This is a genomic window from Mycobacterium sp. 852002-51152_SCH6134967, from assembly GCF_001667105.1.
In the GTDB taxonomy this organism is placed as follows: Bacteria; Actinomycetota; Actinomycetes; order Mycobacteriales; family Mycobacteriaceae; genus Mycobacterium; species Mycobacterium neumannii_A.
Genome location: NZ_LZIK01000071.1, coordinates 13,098 through 27,800, shown reverse-complemented (window position 1 = coordinate 27,800; position 14,703 = coordinate 13,098). Strand labels below are relative to the sequence as shown.

Below are 14,703 nucleotides of genomic sequence, written 5' to 3'. Positions count from 1 at the left end.
TCACCGAACGCTCCGCCCGGGTGGTCGCAGCGGTCAAACTGCACCGCCACGTCGGGCGACGCCGCGCCGCACGCTTCCTCGCCGAGGGTCCCAACCTCGTCGAGGCGGCGTTGCGGCGCGGACTCGTTTCCGAGGTGTTCGCCACCGAGGACGCCGCACACCGATTCGGTGCGATGCTGGCCGATGTCCCGGTGCACCTGGTGACAGAACGCGCCGCCAAAGCGTTGTCGGAGACGGTGACTCCGGTCGGCCTGGTCGCCGTGTGCGCGACACCGGAGACGTCGCTGGGCGAGGTCTTGGCCGCCTCGCCGCGGCTGGTCGCCGTCGCGGTCGAGATCTCCGAACCGGGCAACGCGGGCACCCTGATTCGGATCGCCGACGCGATGGGGGCGGACGCCGTCGTGTTCGCCGGGCACAGCGTGGACCCCTACAACGGCAAGTGCCTGCGCGCGTCCGCGGGCAGCATCTTCTCGATTCCCGTTGTCACCGAGGACGATCCCGGTTCGGCGGTGTCGGAACTCGCCGGCGCCGGCCTGCAGGTGTTGGCGACGACCATCGACGGCGAGATGTCATTGGACAGCCCCGCTCTGGAGGCCGCACTGGTCGAGCCGACGGCGTGGTTGTTCGGGCCGGAGGCCCACGGTCTGCCCGCAGAACTGGCCGCGTCGGCCACGCATCGCGTTCACATCCCGATGCCGGGGGCCGCCGAGAGCCTCAATGTGGCCGCGGCCGCGGCGATCTGCCTGTACCAGAGCGCACGCGCGCACCGCCGCTCCTAGCTCAACAAGCCCCGCGCCACGTGGGTGATCTGCACCTCGTTACTGCCGGCGTAGATCATCAACGACTTGGCGTCGCGCGCAAGCTGTTCGACGCGGTACTCGGTCATGTAGCCGTTGCCGCCGAACAGCTGCACCGCTTCCATCGCGACGTCGGTGGCGGCCTGTGAGCAGTACCACTTGATCGCTGATGCCTCCGGCAGTGAGATCGACACACCGTCCTGCGCCGCTTCGATCACGCGAAACAGAGTGTTGCGCACGTTCATCCGCGCCACTTCCATGTTCGCGAGCTTGAGCTGGATCAGCTGGAACTGGCCGATCTCCTGACCCCACAGCGTGCGACTCTTGGCGTAGTCGACGCACAACCGCAGGCATTCCTCGATCACGCCCAGCGACATCGCGGCGACGCCGATGCGTTCGGCGCTGAAGCTCGACCGTGCGCTGGCGCGCCCGTCACCGGCGGAGTTGTCCTCGGTTTCGCCGAGCAACCGGTCCCGGCCCAACCGCACGTTGTTGAAGAACAGCTCGCCGGTGCGCGAGCTATGAATTCCCATCTTGCGGAACGGCTTCGACTGCACGAAACCTTCCATGCCGCGGTCGAGCACGAAGGTGAGCACCTTGCGGTCGCGCTTGTCGATGCTGGGGTCGCCCTCGTCGAGCTTCGCGTACACCACGACGACGTCGGCGTCGGGGCCGTTGGTGATGAAGGTCTTCTGGCCGTTGAGGATGTAGTCGTCGCCATCACGGACGACGTAGGACTTCATGCCGCCGAAGGCATCAGAGCCCGAGTCGGGCTCGGTGATCGCCCATGCGCCGACCTTGTCGTAGGTAACCAGATCGGGCAGCCAGCGTTCCTGCTGGGCCAGCGTGCCGCGGCTCATGATCGTCGGCACCGTCAGCCCGAGGCTGACCCCCATGCCCGTGACGACGCCCATCGACACCCGGCACAGCTCGCTGACCACGACGAACCCCATGCCGCCGGAACCCTCGCCGAACATGCCGCCGCCCGAGGACTTCTCCGACGAACCGCCGCCGTCGCGTAGCCGGGCCAGGCGCTTGTTCAGCGACTCACGCGCCATGTCGGCGATGCCGAACGTGGCGAACAGCTTGCGGACGATGGGGTAGGGCTCCATCTCGCCGCTTTCCAGCGCATCGACGTGCGGGCGGATTTCCTTGTCGACGAACTCGCGGACGGCATCGCGCACGGCGAGATCGACATCAGACCATTCGAGCATGCCCTCTAGGCTGCCTTATGGCGTCCGCGGGCCGGACGCAGCCCCGCCAAAGAGAACGTGGTGTGCACCAGCGACCCGGCCCGATCGAGCAGCGACTTGCGCGGCGGGACGTAGTGCATCGGCAGCCCGCGCCGATCGCTCGGCGGCGCCATGAACGCAGGCGCTTCGACCAGTGGAGCGTCGGAGGGAAGCCGGCCCTGGGCGCGCCGGTAGGCAGTCAAAGCCCTTGGATGCAACCGGATTTCGTCGGGTACCGCAACGAACGCGAATTCGACCAGCTTGCCGAACAGGCGAAGAAGCACCTCGTCCCCGGGCGTCCAGCGCATGTTGGCCTTCTCGCGAAGGGCGTCGTCGAACACGCCCGCCGCGATCCAGCGCTGCGCGCCGACCATCGGCTTGAAGAGCTGATCCCACAGCCCGGTGGGCATCAACACGAACCAGGGCTTGGGAATCCGGATCGAGAAGATGTCGAGGGTGGCGCGATTGATCTCGAGTTCCTCGCGGCACTTGCGGTCCCAGTATCCGCAGAACTCTTCCCAGCTGTCCGGCACCGGCCGCATGCTCATGCCGTACATCCGGTACCACTGCACGTGCTCGTCGAACAGCTGGCGCTTTTCGGCCTCGGTCAGGCCGCCGCAGAAGTACTCGGCCGTCTTGATGATCAGCATGAAGAAGGTGGCGTGCGCCCAGTAGAAGGTCTCGGGGTTCAGCGCGTGGTAGCGCCGGCCCTCGGTGTCCACACCCTTGATCGTGGTGTGGTAGCTCTTGATCTGCTCGCCGGTCTGGGAAGCGCGTTCGCCGTCGTAGACCACACCCATGATCGGATACACCGAGCGGGCGACGCGCTGCAGCGGTTCGCGCAGCAGGATCGAATGGTCCTCGACGCCCGCGCCCAGTTCCGGATACATGTTCTGGACGGCGCCGATCCACACACCCAGCAATCCCGTGCGAAGGTCGCCGAAGTACTTCCACGTCAACGAGTCGGGACCTAAGGGGTTGGGGGTGCTGCTCACGGTCATCTGATTCCTCGCTGAATCGGCGTCGAACTCCACGATAATGTTGACAACCAACGTTGTCTACGATTTGCGGGCCGCGTCGCCGGACAACGTTATGCAGCGGCTACTGGCTCGCCACAATCCCGTGACCAGCCGCTTCAACGGCTCCGGTTTCGTCATTCGGACGACCGCTTCGCGTGAGGAGATTGCTCGGCGTCGAGCGGCCCGCATAGGCTGGCGGGCGTGGATGTCGAGCCGTTCGAGCGGTCGACCGGGCCCCTGGGCTGGCTGAAGAACACCAATCGCAACCAGAACATCATCGCGTTCCTGCGACGTACGCGGCGCGCGTTGCCGGGTGATCCGGAGTTCGGGGATCCCCTGTCGGCCGACGGGGTGGGCGGGCCGCGCGCTGCCGCCCGCGCCGCCGATCGGCTGCTCCAGCACAACGTCGCCACCCGCGAGGTGAGCCTCGGCGCGCTGCAAGTGTGGCAGGCCCTCACCGAGCGCGTGTCCGGGAAACCGGCCAACCGCGAGGCGACGCTTGTCTTCACCGATCTCGTCGGCTTCTCGACGTGGTCGCTCGACGCCGGCGACGAGGCCACGCTGCGGCTGCTGCGCCGCGTGTCCCAGGTGGCCGAGCCGCCCCTGTTGGAGGCCGGCGGGCAGATCGTCAAGCGCATGGGAGACGGCCTCATGGCGGTCTTCCTCGAAGCGACGACGGCGGTGCGGGCCGCGATCGCCGCGCGCGACGGGGTGAAAAGCATTGACGTCGACGGGTTCACGCCGCGGATGCGGGTCGGTGTGCACACCGGCCATCCCCAGCGCATCGGGTCGGACTGGGTCGGAGTCGACGTCAACATCGCGGCCCGCGTGATGGACCGCGCGACCCGCGGAGAGCTGGTGGTGTCGCAGACCACATTGGACCGCATCCCCGCCGAGGAGTTCGATTCGCTCGAAGTCGAGGCCAAGCGCCTCCGTAGGCAACTCTTCGCCTCGAAACATGACGGTGTCCCGGCCGATCTCGTCATGTATCGACTGAAGACTCTCAGGCACCCGCCGGAGGCTGGCGACGATGAGGACCAGCCCGCGGCGGAATAGCGGGCTGCGGTGCGTACGCCGGCCTCGGCATGCGTTCGAGGGCCATCGGCGCATCACCTATGATCGCCGGGTGGCTGATCGGCCCGCAGACCTGTCCGAAGAAGCGCTGACCGAGGCTGTCAGCGCTGCTCGGCGTGCGTTCGAGGCGGCCGCCGACCTCGATGAGCTCGCGCGGGCGAAAACCGAGCATCTTGGCGACCGGTCTCCGATCGCGTTGGCGCGCCAGTCGCTTGGGTCACTGGCCAAGGCCGATCGGGCCGACGCGGGGAAACGGGTCAACGTCGCCCGCACACAGGCGCAGAGCGCGTACGACGAGCGGCTGGCGGCGCTGCGGGCAGAGCGCGACGCCGCGGTGCTGGTGGCCGAGCGTATCGATGTGACGTTGCCCTCGACCCGGCAACCGGTCGGCGCCCGCCACCCGATCACGATTCTGGGCGAGCGCATCGCAGACACGTTCGTCGCGATGGGATGGGAACTCGCCGAGGGGCCCGAGGTCGAAACCGAGCAGTTCAACTTCGATGCGTTGAACTTCGCTCCCGACCATCCGGCGCGCAGCGAACAGGACACCTTCCACATCGCGCCCGAGGGGTCGCGGCAGGTGTTGCGCACGCACACCTCGCCGGTGCAGATCCGCACCCTTCTGGAACGCGAGCCGCCGGTCTACATCGTCTCGATCGGCCGCACGTTTCGCACCGACGAACTCGACGCCACCCACACTCCGGTCTTCCATCAGGTCGAAGGCCTCGCGGTGGACAAAGGACTGACGATGGCCCATCTGCGCGGCACGCTGGATGCGTTCGCCCGCTCCGAGTTCGGTCCGCAGGCGCGCACACGGTTCCGTCCGCATTTCTTTCCGTTCACGGAACCGTCGGCCGAGGTCGATATCTGGTTCGAGAACAAGAAGGGCGGAGCCGGCTGGGTCGAGTGGGGCGGCTGCGGCATGGTCAATCCGAACGTGCTGCGCGCCTGCGGGATCGATCCTGATGCCTATTCCGGCTTCGCTTTCGGTATGGGTTTGGAACGAACTCTGCAGTTCCGCAACGGAATTCCGGACATGCGCGACATGGTCGAAGGTGACGTGCGGTTCTCCCTGCCGTTCGGGGTAGGGGCCTGATGCGGCTGCCGTACAGCTGGCTGCGCGACGTTGTGCGGGCCGGCGCGCCGGGTTGGGACGTGAGCCCCGCCGACCTCGAAGAGACGTTGATCCGCATCGGCCATGAGGTCGAGGAGGTCATCCCGGTCGGCCCCGTCACGGGCCCGCTGACAGTGGGACGGGTGGCCGCCATAGAGGAGCTCACCGAGTTCAAGAAGCCCATCCGCGCCGTCAAGGTCGATGTCGGAGAAGCCGAGCCACGTGACATCGTCTGCGGCGCAACAAACTTCGCCGTCGGCGATCTGGTCGTGGTGGCACTGCCCGGTACGGTGCTGCCTGGCGACTTCACCATCGCCAGCCGCAAGACCTACGGCCGGATCTCCGACGGGATGATCTGCTCGACGGCCGAACTGAACCTGGGCACCGACCATTCGGGCATTCTCGTGCTACCGGCCGGCACCGCCGAACCGGGTCACCCCGCCGCCGATCTCCTCGGCCTCGACGACGTCGTCTTCCACCTGGCCATCACACCGGACCGCGGCTACTGCCTGTCGGTGCGCGGACTGGCCCGCGAGGTCGCCACCGCCTACGACCTCGATTACGTCGACCCCGCCGACGTCGCCCCGTTACCGGCCGACGGCGAGGCGCTGCCCGTGTCGATCGACCCGGGCACCGGTGTCCAGCGGTTCGGACTGCGCCCGGTGACCGGCATCGATGCCGGCGCCATCTCGCCGTGGTGGCTGCAGCGACGGCTCCTGTTGTCCGGCATCCGGGCCATCTCTCCCGCGGTGGACGTCACCAACTACGTGATGCTCGAGCTCGGCCACCCGATGCACGCCCACGACCGCAGCCTGATCAGCGGCGGATTCCGCGTGCGCTTCGCCGAACCGGGGGAGACCGTGGTCACCCTCGACGATGTCGAACGCCGCCTCGACACGGCCGATGTGCTGATCGTCGACGACGAAGCGACCGCCGCGATCGGCGGCGTGATGGGTGCGGGCACCACCGAGGTGCGCGAGACGACCACCGACGTACTGCTCGAGGCCGCCGTGTGGGACCCGGCCGCCGTCTCGCGCACGCAGCGACGGCTGCGCCTGTACAGCGAGGCGGGTCGGCGCTACGAACGCAGCGTCGATCCGGCGGTTTCGGTCGCCGCGTTAGACCGCTGCGCCGCGCTGCTCGCCGAGATCACCAACGGCACGGTCGAACCCACGCTGACCGATTGGCGCGGCGAGCCACCCCGAGACGACTGGTCGCAACCGCCGGTCGCCATGGCGGCCGATTTGCCGGACCGCACCGCCGGTGTCGAGTACGCACCGGGCACCGCAGAACGGCGGCTCACCCAGATCGGCGCACGGGTCGTCGCCGCCGAGGGCACGCTCACCGTCACGCCGCCGAGTTGGCGGCCCGATCTGCGTCAACCCGCCGACCTCGTCGAAGAGGTGCTGCGTCTCGAGGATCTGGAGACCATTCCGTCGGTGTTGCCGCTGGCTCCGGCCGGCCGCGGGCTGACCCCGGTGCAGAGGCGACGACGTGCGATCGGAAAGTCGTTGGGACTCAACGGGTATGTGGAGATCCTGCCCACCCCGTTTCTGCCCGCGGGCGTGTTCGACCAGTGGGGCCTGCCCGCCGACGACGTCCGCCGGATCACGACCAACGTGCTCAACCCGCTGGATTCCGACCGCCCGCAGTTGGCCACCACCCTGCTGCCAGGACTACTGGAGGCACTGAGCCGCAACGTGTCTCGCGGAACCGTGGACGTCGGTTTGTTCGCGATCCAGCAGGTCGTCCAACCTACGCCGGACACCCGTTCCCTCGAACGGATACCGACCGACCGGCGGCCCGACGACGACGAGATCGCCGCGCTGAACGCGTCGCTGCCGCGACAGCCCCAGCACGTCGCCCTGGTGGTGGCCGGGTTGCGCGAGCCCGCAGGCCCATGGGGTCCGGGTCGCGCGGTGCAACCCGGCGACGTGTTCGAGGCGGTGCAGGTGATCGCTCGCGCCGCCGGTGTCGAGCTGAGCCTGCGCGCCGCTCAGCGCCTGCCGTGGCATCCGGGCCGCTGCGCCGAAGTGGTGCTGGGCGACCGGCAGAGTGGGACCGTCGTCGGCCACGCCGGTGAACTGCACCCGGCGGTCGTCGAGCGGTCGGGTCTGCCCAAGCGCACCTGTGCCCTCGAACTGGATCTGGACGCCATTCCCATCGTCGAGCGACTTCCGGCTCCGAGGGTGTCGCCGTTTCCCGCCGTATTTCAGGACATCAGCCTGGTCGTCGACGAGGACGTCGCCGCGGCCGCCGTGGTCGAGGCGGTGCGGGCCGGCGCGGGGCCGCTGCTGGAGGACGTGCGGCTGTTCGACGTCTACACCGGTCCGCAGGTCGGCGAGGGCCGCAAATCGCTGGCGTTCGCACTGCGGTTCCGTGCCGCCGATCGCACGCTCACCGAGGACGAAGCCAGCGCGGCGCGCGAAGCGGCCGTGCAGGCCGCCACGGAGCGGGTCGGCGCCGAACAACGCCGCTGATAGTAATGAATTTGCATAGGTATGCATAAACATGCAGAATTGCCTGCATGGTTTCAGTTGCGGTAGCGGGCGCCAGCGGATATGCCGGCGGTGAGATCCTACGCCTGCTTCTCGGACATCCCGCCTACGCCGACGGCCGGCTGACGATCGGTGCGCTGACCGCAGCGGCGAGTGCGGGCACCTCGCTGGCCGAGCATCACCCGCACCTGTTGCCGCTGGCCGACCGCGTGCTGGAGGCCACCGACGAAGGGGTGCTGCGGGGACACGACGTGGTGTTCCTGGGGTTGCCGCACGGGCACTCCGCTCAGCTGGCCGAACAACTCGGCGACGACACGCTGATCGTGGACTGCGGCGCCGACTTCCGGCTCACCGACGCCGCCGCCTGGGAGCGGTTCTACGGCTCCGAGCACGCCGGTACCTGGCCCTACGGGCTGCCGGAGCTTCCGGGTGCGCGCGACCGGCTGCGCGGTGCGAAGCGGATCGCCGTGCCCGGGTGCTACCCGACCGCGGCCCTGCTCGCGCTGTGGCCCGCGGTGGCAGAGGACCTCATCGAGCCGGCCGTGACCGTGGTGTCGGTCAGCGGCGCGTCGGGGGCGGGCCGGGCCGCCAAACCCGATCTGCTGGGCGCCGAGGTGATCGGCTCGGCACGCGCGTACAACATCGGCGGTAAGCACCGGCACACACCGGAGATCGCCCAGGGGCTGCGCGCGGTCGGCCACAAGGACGTGACCGTGTCGTTCACGCCGGTGCTCATACCGACCTCTCGCGGCATCCTGGCCACCTGCACCGCACGCACCGACGCCTCGCTTCCGGAGATCCGCGCCGCCTACGAAAAGGCCTACGACGCCGAGCCGTTCGTCCATGTGCTTCCCGAAGGGCAACTGCCGAAGACGGGTTCGGTGCTGGGCAGCAACGCCGCCCAGCTGGCCGTCGCCCTGGACGAGGATGCGAAGACGTTGATCGCCGTCGCCGCGATCGACAACCTCGTCAAGGGCACCGGCGGCGCCGCGGTGCAGTCGATGAACCTGGCGCTGGGTTGGCCCGAGACCGAGGGGCTTTCGATCGTGGGCATGGCACCATGACTTCCGGAACCCGGCTGCTTCGCACCCAGGGCGTCACGGCACCCGAAGGCTTCCGCGCGACCGGAATCGCCGCAGGCATCAAAGCATCCGGCGCGCCGGACCTGGCGTTGGTGTTCAACGAGGGTCCCGACTACGCCGCTGCGGGGGTGTTCACCCGCAATCAGGTCAAGGCCGCGCCGGTGCTGTGGAGCCGCCAAGTGCTCACCACCGGCCGCCGCCTGCGCGCGGTGATCCTGAACTCCGGCGGCGCCAACGCCTGCACCGGGCCGCAGGGCTTCCAGGACACCCACGCCACCGCCGAGGCGGTCGCGGCGGCGTTGAGCGACTGGGGCACCGAAACCGGCGCGATCGAGGTCGCGGTCTGTTCGACCGGGCTGATCGGCGACCGGCTGCCGATGGACAAAGTGCTCCCCGGCGTCACCGAGATCGTGCACGAACTGTCGGGTGGACTGCACGGCGGCGAAGAGGCCGCGCGGGCCATCATGACCACCGACACCGTGCCCAAGCAGGTCGCGCTGCACCACGCCGACAACTGGACCGTCGGCGGCATGGCCAAGGGCGCAGGCATGATCGCCCCTTCGCTGGCGACGATGCTGTGCGTGCTCACCACCGACGCGGTCGCCGATTCCGCCGCACTCGACGAGGCGCTGCGCAAGGCCACCTCGCTGACCTTCGACCGTCTCGACGTCGACGGCAGCTGTTCGACGAACGACTCGGTATTGCTTCTGTCGTCCGGCGCCAGCGCGGTCAAGCCCAGCCAGAGCGAACTCGACGAGGCGATCCTGAGGGTGTGCGACGACCTGTGCCATCAGCTGCAGGCCGACGCCGAGGGTGTGACGAAACGGATCGTCATCACGGTGGCCGGTGCGGCTTCCGAGGACGACGCACTGCTCGGCGCCCGCATCGTCGCGCGGGACAGCCTCGTCAAGACCGCGCTGTTCGGCTCGGACCCGAACTGGGGTCGGGTGCTGGCAGCCATCGGCATGGCGCCGTTCAAGGTGGATCCGGAGCGGGTCACCGTGTCCTTCAACGGGTTTGCGGTCTGGCGGGACGGGGCGCCGCAACCGGGTTCACGCGACGTGGATCTCTCCGGTGCCGACATCACCGTCACCATCGACCTCGGCGACGGGTCGGCGCAGGCCTCCGTCCGCACCACCGACCTATCGCACGGTTACGTCGAAGAGAACTCGGCGTACAGCTCATGAGCGTTGAAACCCCGGTCAAGGCAAAGGTTTTGGCCGAAGCACTGGAGTGGCTCAAACAGCTGCACGGCAAGACCGTCGTGATCAAGTACGGCGGCAACGCGATGACCGACGACGTGCTCAAGGCCGCGTTCGCCGCCGACATGGTCTTCCTGCGTAACTGCGGGGTCCATCCCGTCGTGGTACACGGCGGCGGCCCGCAGATCAGCGCGATGCTCAAACGCCTCGGCATTGAAGGCGATTTCAAGGGCGGATTCCGGGTCACCACACCCGAGGTGCTGGACGTGGCGCGCATGGTGCTTTTCGGTCAGGTCGGCCGGGAACTGGTCGGGCTGATCAACGCCCACGGCCCGTACGCGGTCGGGGTCACCGGCGAGGATGCCCAGTTGTTCACCGCGGTGCGGCGCAGCGTGACCGTCGACGGTGTGGCCACTGACATCGGCCTGGTCGGCGACGTCGAGAGGGTCAACGCCGAATCGTTGCTGGACCTCATTGCCGCGGGCCGGATTCCGGTGGTGTCGACCATCGCTCCCGATATCGGCGGGGTGGTGCACAACATCAACGCCGACACGGCGGCCGCCGCGCTGGCCGAGGCGTTGGGCGCCGAGAAGCTGCTGATGCTCACCGATGTGGAGGGCCTGTATACGAATTGGCCCGACCGCGGCTCGCTGGTCAGTGAAATCGACTCCGCTGCACTGACGCAAATGCTGCCGACACTGGAGGCCGGAATGGTGCCCAAGATCGAGGCGTGCCTGCGCGCGGTCGCCGGCGGTGTGCCGAGCGCACATGTCATCGACGGTCGCGTCGAGCATTGCGTGCTGGTCGAACTGCTCACCGACGAGGGGACGGGGACGAAAGTGGTTCGGTCATGACCCTGCTGGAGCGGTGGCAGACCGTGATGATGAATAACTACGGCACCCCGCCGCTGGCGTTGTCCAGCGGTGACGGCGCGGTGGTGACCGACGTCGACGGCAAGACCTATGTCGATTTGCTCGGCGGCATCGCGGTCAACATCCTGGGCCACCGACACCCCGCGGTCATCGAAGCCGTCACCGCTCAGCTCAACACGCTGGGCCACACGTCGAACCTGTATGCGACCGAACCCGGTGTCGCGCTGGCCGAAGCGCTGGTCGGGCTGCTCGGAGCGGGCCCGGGCGCGCCCGCCAGGGTGTTCTTCTGCAACTCCGGCACCGAAGCCAACGAAGTCGCTTTCAAGATCACACGACTCACCGGGCGCACGAAACTGGTTGCGGCGCAAGGCGCCTTCCACGGTCGCACCATGGGCTCTCTTGCGCTCACCGGTCAGCCGTCCAAGCAGGCGCCGTTCGCGCCGCTTCCGGGTGAGGTGACCCATGTGCCCTACGGCGACATCGATGCGCTGCGAGCCGCCGTCGACGACGAAACCGCCGCGGTGTTTCTCGAGCCGATCATGGGCGAAGGCGGGGTCGTGGTTCCGCCCGCCGGCTACCTCGTCGCCGCCCGCGAGATCACCGCGCAGCACAACGCGCTGCTGGTTCTCGACGAGGTGCAGACCGGAATGGGCCGCACCGGAGCGTTTTTCGCGCATCAGCACGACGGGATCACTCCGGATGTCGTAACCCTGGCCAAGGGCCTCGGCGGCGGGTTGCCGATCGGCGCATGCATCGCGACGGGCGCCACCGCGGAGCTGCTGACGCCCGGATTGCACGGCAGCACGTTCGGCGGCAACCCTGTCTGCACCGCCGCCGCGCTCGCGGTGCTGCGGGTGCTGGCCGACGACGATCTGATCAGCCGCGCCGACGTGCTCGGCAAAACGCTGTCGACGGGCATCGAGGCCACCGGGCATCCGTTGATCGACCACGTCCGCGGCCGCGGCCTGCTGCTCGGTGTCGCGCTGACCGCCGAAGCCGCCAAAGCCGTCGAGACCGCGGCCCGCGACGCCGGCTTCCTCGTCAACGCCGCGGCTCCCGACGTGGTCCGGCTGGCCCCGCCGCTGGTGATCAGCGAGGCTCAGGTCGACGACTTCCTCGCCGCGCTTCCCGCCGTCCTCGACACCGGCTCTGAAAAGGGCGCAACCTCATGACCGCAACCATCCGGCACTTCCTGCGTGACGACGATCTGAGCCCCGCCGAGCAGGCCGAGGTGCTCGCTTTGGCAGCCGAATTGAAAGCTCAGCCGTTCAGCCGTCGGCCTCTGGAGGGTCCGAGCGGCGTAGCGGTGATCTTCGACAAGAACTCCACGCGGACCCGGTTCTCGTTCGAGTTGGGCGTTGCCCAACTCGGTGGCCACGCCGTCGTGGTCGACGGCCGCAGCACTCAGCTGGGTCGAGACGAGACGCTGGAGGACACCGGCCGGGTGCTGTCGCGCTACGTCAAGGCGATCGTGTGGCGCACCTTCGCACAAGACCGGTTGACCGCGATGGCCGCGGGTGCGAGTGTGCCGATCGTCAACGCGCTGTCCGACGAGTTTCACCCGTGCCAGGTGCTGGCCGATCTGCAGACGCTCGCCGAGCGCAAGGGCAGGCTGGCGGGCTTGCGGATGACCTATCTCGGCGACGGCGCCAACAACATGGCGCACTCGCTCATGCTGGGCGGCGTCACGGCGGGCGTGGATGTGACGATCGCGGCACCGGACGGCTTCCAACCGCATCCGGACTTCGTCGGCGCCGCACAGAAACGCGCTTCGGAGACCGGTGCGACGGTCACGGTGACCGCCGATGCGAACGCAGCAGCCGACGGTGCCGACGTCCTGGTCACCGACACGTGGACGTCGATGGGTCAGGAGAACGACGGCCTGGACCGGGTGGGGCCGTTCCGGCCGTATCAGGTCAACGAAGCCCTGCTGGGCCGTGCCGACGCCGATGCGGTTGTGCTGCACTGCCTTCCGGCGCACCGTGGTGAAGAGATCACCGACGAGGTGATCGACGGGGCGCAGAGCGCGGTGTGGGATGAAGCCGAGAACCGCCTGCACGCGCAGAAGGCGCTGCTGGTGTGGCTGCTGGAGCGGGCGGGAGCCGGGCAGTGACTTCCGCGGTGACTCGTGCCGGGCGGCAGGCCCGCATCGTGGCGATCCTGTCGTCGCGGTCGGTGCACAGCCAGACCGAGCTGGCCGCCCTGCTGGCCGAGGAGGGCATCGAGGTCACGCAGGCCACGCTGTCGCGCGACCTGGAAGAACTCGGCGCGGTGAAACTGCGCGGCGCCGACGGCGGCGTCGGCGTGTACATCGTCCCCGAGGACGGCAGCCCGGTGCGCGGCGTTTCCGGTGGCACCGAGAGGATGTCGCGGCTGCTGGCCGAACTGCTCGTGTCGACCGACTCCAGCGGCAACCTGGCCATCCTGCGCACCCCGCCCGGGGCGGCGCACTACCTTGCCAGCGCGATGGACCGCGCGGCGCTTCCGTTCGTCGTCGGCACCGTCGCCGGCGACGACACCATCCTGGTCGTCGCGCGTGAGCCGATGACCGGCGCCGAACTGGCAACGAAACTCGAGAGCATTAGACAAAAGGAGACCTGCTGATGTCCGAACGCGTCATCCTGGCCTATTCCGGTGGCCTGGACACCTCGGTGGCGATCAGCTGGATCGGCAAGGAGACCGGGCGCGAGGTCGTCGCTGTCGCAATCGATCTCGGCCAGGGCGGTGAGGACATGGAGGTTGTGCGCAAGCGCGCCATCGACTGCGGCGCCGTGGAAGCCGTCGTCGTCGACGCCAAGGACGAGTTCGCCGACGAGTACTGCCTGCCCGCGATCCAGTCGAACGCGCTGTACATGGACCGCTACCCACTGGTCTCGGCGCTGAGCCGACCGCTGATCGTCAAGCACCTCGTGGCCGCGGCGCGCGAACACGGCGGCGGCACCGTCGCGCACGGCTGCACCGGCAAGGGCAACGACCAGGTCCGCTTCGAGGTCGGGTTCGCTTCGCTGGCACCGGATCTCAAGGTGCTGGCGCCGGTGCGTGACTACGCCTGGACACGGGAGAAGGCGATCGCGTTCGCCGAGGAGAACGCGATCCCGATCAACGTCACCAAACGTTCGCCGTTCTCGATCGATCAGAACGTCTGGGGTCGCGCCGTGGAGACCGGCTTCCTCGAGCATCTGTGGAACGCCCCGACCAAGGACGTCTACGACTACACCGAGGATCCGACGGTCAACTGGAGCACACCCGACGAGGTGATCATCGGTTTCGAGCGTGGCGTGCCGGTGTCGATCGACGGGCGCCCGGTGACGGTGCTGCAGGCGATCGAGGAGTTGAACCGCCGGGCCGGCGAACAGGGTGTCGGCAGGCTCGACGTCGTCGAGGACCGGCTGGTCGGCATCAAGAGCCGCGAGATCTACGAGGCGCCGGGCGCGATGGTGTTGATCACCGCGCACACCGAACTCGAACACGTCACGCTGGAGCGCGAACTCGGCCGGTTCAAGCGCCACACCGACCAGAAGTGGGGGGAGCTGGTCTACGACGGGCTCTGGTACTCGCCGCTGAAGACCGCGCTCGAGTCCTTCGTCGCCAAGACCCAGGAGCACGTGACCGGAGAGATCCGGCTGGTGTTGCACGGCGGACACATCGCGGTGAACGGCCGTCGCAGCGCCGAGTCGCTCTACGACTTCAACCTCGCCACCTACGACGAGGGCGATACGTTCGACCAGTCGGCGGCCCGCGGTTTCGTGCAGATCCACGGTCTGTCGTCCAGCATCGCCGCCCGCCGGGACCTCGACACGTGATGCCCTCCGC

At 68.3% G+C, this 14,703-nt stretch carries 13 protein-coding genes and 1 pseudogene; 11 read left to right on the top strand and 3 right to left on the bottom strand.

What is annotated here, in order from left to right:
* The first annotated feature begins 20 nt into the window (after positions 1 to 20).
* On the top strand, positions 21 to 779 hold the full coding sequence (locus A5790_RS24165) for an RNA methyltransferase (protein WP_066850132.1): 759 nt from the start codon (positions 21 to 23) through the stop codon (positions 777 to 779).
* Here the strand turns inward: A5790_RS24165 and A5790_RS24160 are convergent.
* The 3 genes and pseudogenes from A5790_RS24160 to A5790_RS24155 form a co-directional block, all read right to left on the bottom strand.
* Complete coding sequence (locus tag A5790_RS24160) at positions 776 to 1,750, bottom strand: acyl-CoA dehydrogenase family protein (RefSeq protein ID WP_369829818.1); 975 nt, start codon at positions 1,748 to 1,750, stop codon at positions 776 to 778. The two genes, A5790_RS24165 and A5790_RS24160, sit on opposite strands and share 4 nt — an antisense overlap.
* Positions 1,751 to 1,844: 94 nt before the next feature.
* Positions 1,845 to 1,889, bottom strand: a pseudogene (locus A5790_RS26560) (hypothetical protein); the annotation flags it as partial.
* Positions 1,890 to 2,016: 127 nt separating this feature from the next.
* Complete coding sequence (locus A5790_RS24155) at positions 2,017 to 3,030, bottom strand: oxygenase MpaB family protein (RefSeq protein ID WP_066850128.1); 1,014 nt, start codon at positions 3,028 to 3,030, stop codon at positions 2,017 to 2,019.
* Between the two features lie 219 nt (positions 3,031 to 3,249).
* Here A5790_RS24155 and A5790_RS24150 point away from each other — a divergent pair, with 219 nt between their 5' ends.
* The 10 genes from A5790_RS24150 to A5790_RS24105 all read left to right on the top strand — a co-directional run bounded on the left by A5790_RS24150 (position 3,250) and on the right by A5790_RS24105 (position 14,693).
* Positions 3,250 to 4,104, top strand: a complete 855-nt coding sequence (locus A5790_RS24150) for an adenylate/guanylate cyclase domain-containing protein (RefSeq protein WP_231987889.1) — start codon at positions 3,250 to 3,252, stop codon at positions 4,102 to 4,104.
* 70 nt (positions 4,105 to 4,174) lie between these two features.
* A complete protein-coding gene (gene pheS, locus A5790_RS24145; protein ID WP_066850122.1) occupies positions 4,175 to 5,218 on the top strand; it encodes a phenylalanine--tRNA ligase subunit alpha in 1,044 nt (347 codons plus the stop codon).
* Positions 5,218 to 7,716 (top strand): phenylalanine--tRNA ligase subunit beta, encoded by a 2,499-nt coding sequence (pheT, locus tag A5790_RS24140; RefSeq protein ID WP_066850119.1) that lies wholly within the window; start codon positions 5,218 to 5,220, stop codon positions 7,714 to 7,716. Before pheS ends, pheT begins: the two co-directional genes overlap by 1 nt.
* A 47-nt stretch (positions 7,717 to 7,763) precedes the next feature.
* Positions 7,764 to 8,798: an N-acetyl-gamma-glutamyl-phosphate reductase gene (gene argC / locus A5790_RS24135; RefSeq protein ID WP_066850115.1), complete on the top strand. Its 1,035-nt coding sequence runs from the start codon at positions 7,764 to 7,766 to the stop codon at positions 8,796 to 8,798.
* On the top strand, positions 8,795 to 10,003 hold the full coding sequence (argJ, locus tag A5790_RS24130) for a bifunctional glutamate N-acetyltransferase/amino-acid acetyltransferase ArgJ (protein WP_066850113.1): 1,209 nt from the start codon (positions 8,795 to 8,797) through the stop codon (positions 10,001 to 10,003). The genes argC and argJ overlap by 4 nt, the downstream gene beginning before the upstream one ends.
* Positions 10,000 to 10,872 carry an acetylglutamate kinase gene (gene argB / locus A5790_RS24125; RefSeq protein WP_066850110.1) on the top strand — a complete coding sequence of 291 codons (873 nt, stop codon included), beginning with the start codon at positions 10,000 to 10,002 and terminating at the stop codon, positions 10,870 to 10,872. The genes argJ and argB overlap by 4 nt, the downstream gene beginning before the upstream one ends.
* Complete coding sequence (locus tag A5790_RS24120; protein WP_066850107.1) at positions 10,869 to 12,062, top strand: acetylornithine transaminase; 1,194 nt, start codon at positions 10,869 to 10,871, stop codon at positions 12,060 to 12,062. The genes argB and A5790_RS24120 overlap by 4 nt, the downstream gene beginning before the upstream one ends.
* On the top strand, positions 12,059 to 13,003 hold the full coding sequence (gene argF, locus A5790_RS24115; RefSeq protein WP_066850104.1) for an ornithine carbamoyltransferase: 945 nt from the start codon (positions 12,059 to 12,061) through the stop codon (positions 13,001 to 13,003). The genes A5790_RS24120 and argF overlap by 4 nt, the downstream gene beginning before the upstream one ends.
* Positions 12,970 to 13,494: an arginine repressor gene (locus A5790_RS24110; protein WP_197696879.1), complete on the top strand. Its 525-nt coding sequence runs from the start codon at positions 12,970 to 12,972 to the stop codon at positions 13,492 to 13,494. The genes argF and A5790_RS24110 overlap by 34 nt, the downstream gene beginning before the upstream one ends.
* On the top strand, positions 13,494 to 14,693 hold the full coding sequence (locus A5790_RS24105) for an argininosuccinate synthase (protein WP_064395663.1): 1,200 nt from the start codon (positions 13,494 to 13,496) through the stop codon (positions 14,691 to 14,693). Before A5790_RS24110 ends, A5790_RS24105 begins: the two co-directional genes overlap by 1 nt.
* The last annotated feature ends 10 nt before the right edge of the window (positions 14,694 to 14,703 follow it).

What these genes read in the sequence shown, in the direction of transcription:
- argJ (WP_066850113.1), top strand. Translation starts at nt 8,795, where the DNA reads ATGACTTCCGGAACCCGGCTGCTTCGCACCCAGGGCGTCACGGCACCC.
- A5790_RS24155 (WP_066850128.1), bottom strand. Translation starts at nt 3,030, where the DNA reads ATGACCGTGAGCAGCACCCCCAACCCCTTAGGTCCCGACTCGTTGACG.
- argB (WP_066850110.1), top strand. Translation starts at nt 10,000, where the DNA reads ATGAGCGTTGAAACCCCGGTCAAGGCAAAGGTTTTGGCCGAAGCACTG.
- A5790_RS24105 (WP_064395663.1), top strand. Translation starts at nt 13,494, where the DNA reads ATGTCCGAACGCGTCATCCTGGCCTATTCCGGTGGCCTGGACACCTCG.
- argF (WP_066850104.1), top strand. Translation starts at nt 12,059, where the DNA reads ATGACCGCAACCATCCGGCACTTCCTGCGTGACGACGATCTGAGCCCC.
- A5790_RS24160 (WP_369829818.1), bottom strand. Translation starts at nt 1,750, where the DNA reads ATGGGGTTCGTCGTGGTCAGCGAGCTGTGCCGGGTGTCGATGGGCGTC.
- argC (WP_066850115.1), top strand. Translation starts at nt 7,764, where the DNA reads ATGGTTTCAGTTGCGGTAGCGGGCGCCAGCGGATATGCCGGCGGTGAG.
- A5790_RS24120 (WP_066850107.1), top strand. Translation starts at nt 10,869, where the DNA reads ATGACCCTGCTGGAGCGGTGGCAGACCGTGATGATGAATAACTACGGC.
- pheT (WP_066850119.1), top strand. Translation starts at nt 5,218, where the DNA reads ATGCGGCTGCCGTACAGCTGGCTGCGCGACGTTGTGCGGGCCGGCGCG.